Origin of the sequence: Methylobacterium sp. GC_Met_2, assembly GCF_026540795.1 — a bacterium.
Classification (GTDB): Bacteria; Pseudomonadota; Alphaproteobacteria; order Rhizobiales; family Beijerinckiaceae; genus Methylobacterium.
The window spans coordinates 1-1,812 of the sequence record NZ_JALNUM010000246.1 but is presented as its reverse complement, the minus strand read 5'-3'; the positions used below and the strand labels follow the sequence as shown (position 1 = coordinate 1,812).

General features: G+C 68.8%; 2 protein-coding genes. One reads left to right on the top strand and one right to left on the bottom strand.

Features of this window, described 5'->3' with window-relative positions; genetic code table 11:
• Positions 1 to 638: TCP-1/cpn60 chaperonin family protein (locus OXS49_RS33235; RefSeq protein WP_276082366.1), on the top strand; the 638-nt coding region annotated here is incomplete at its 5' end.
• A 175-nt stretch (positions 639 to 813) separates the two neighbouring features.
• Here OXS49_RS33235 and OXS49_RS33230 read toward each other — a convergent pair.
• Entirely contained in the window at positions 814 to 1,512 is a 699-nt protein-coding gene (locus OXS49_RS33230) for a PhzF family phenazine biosynthesis protein (protein ID WP_267428751.1), read from the bottom strand.
• Positions 1,513 to 1,812 lie beyond the last annotated feature (300 nt).

Genomic DNA, 1,812 nt, shown 5'->3' with positions numbered 1-1,812 from the left:
CCGGTGAGAAGTCCGACATCGAGGGCCGCATCAGCCAGATCAAGGCGCAGATCGAGGAGACCACCTCGGACTACGACCGTGAGAAGCTGCAGGAGCGTCTGGCCAAGCTCGCGGGCGGCGTCGCGGTGATCCGCGTCGGCGGTTCGACCGAGGTCGAGGTCAAGGAGAAGAAGGACCGGGTCGACGACGCGCTGCACGCCACCCGCGCGGCGGTCGAGGAAGGCATCGTCCCGGGCGGCGGCACGGCACTCCTGCGTGCCAAGGCGGCCGTCCAGGGCCTCTCGAGCGACAACCCGGACGTCCAGGCCGGCATCAAGATCGTCCTCAAGGCTCTCGAGGCCCCGATCCGTCAGATTGCCTCGAACTCGGGCGTCGAGGGCTCGATCGTGGTCGGCAAGATCCTGGCCAATTCCTCTCCGACCTACGGCTTCAACGCCCAGACCGAAGAGTATGTCGACATGCTCCAGGCCGGCATCGTCGATCCGGCCAAGGTGGTGCGCGCCGCGCTCCAGGGCGCAGCTTCGGTGGCCGGCCTTCTCGTGACCACCGAGGCGATGATCTCCGAGGCCCCGCGCAAGGATGCTCCGGCCATGCCTGCGGGCGGCGGCATGGGTGGTATGGGCGGCATGGACTTCTAACCGACCAGGGCCATCGCGGCGCTGTCTTGCGAGCCGAAGCCGGCTTGTGGGACAGCGCCGCGGGGCAACGCTCTGCGCGGTCGTTTCCGGTGCGGGGATGGGTCGCTCACGCAGCACCCGCTTGTGCCTTGGACTGCCGACAGCGCACGCATCCATCTAAGTGCTACACTACGGGTCAGCACCTCCTCAACGTCGCCGACGACGATGCCAAGATATTGCGGTTGGCCGCGCAGCACGGGCGCTTGGCCAGCAATGAAGAGGCGTAGGTCGGCGGGCGTGCACGGCACGAAGTCGGCCGCGGATCGGGACAGCTGGCCAGCGTCAGGCCGCCCGCTCGCAGACGGGAGAGTACGGCGTCGCTCATTGGCGTCCATCCTCCGTGACCGCTGGGGCCAGGCCCGCAGTTGGAGCGACCGCTCCGCCCAGGAGGCAGCCGATCGCCCCCGAAGCCGAGGCGCACCGTGATCTCGGGGAGACGACCCATCGCCCGCCCCTGGTAGACGCGGATTGGACGGTCGTCGGCGGCAATGGCGCGATCGCGAAGCGGGCCGACGACGAGCGCGGCGGCGGCGATGCCGGTGGCCGCGTCCCTTGGATAGCCGGACTCGCGCGGGAACTGCCGCGCCTTGAAACGGCGCGCCGCGCCGGCCACGACAGCGTAGGGGTAAAGACCGGTCGAGCCGATCCGGCGGCAGGCGGCCTCGACGGCCACGGGGTCCGCAACGAGCGCCTGCAGCTTGTCAGGGTCGCGCATCGGCACGAGGCTCTTCACACGTGCGGTAACGGCGTAGTGCAGCGGCAGGTCCGCACGGTTCTCGCGGCCCACGCCGAGCGCCGAAAGCACGTCGTTGGGCTGCTTAGAGGACAGCGGCACTGCACAGAACCGTACCGCTGTTCGAGGCCTGCTCACGCGGCGATCGGGTGGTTCGGTCCCGTGTCGACGACCTGGACATTCCAGCGTTCGGTACACGCTCAGGCGAGACGCCCTCGGACGATAAAAGCTTGGCCGGTGGCGCCCGAAACCTTCCGCGCAGAGGCCGCGGAGCCAAACGTCGCCGCGACGCCGTCTGAAAAGCCGAACCGCATCGGTCGGCCGCGGAAGGCAGGCGATGCTGGAAACGCGTAGCTGCAAACGGGTCCGGATCTTTTCGGCTCCGCCCCGTCTTCTCCAACT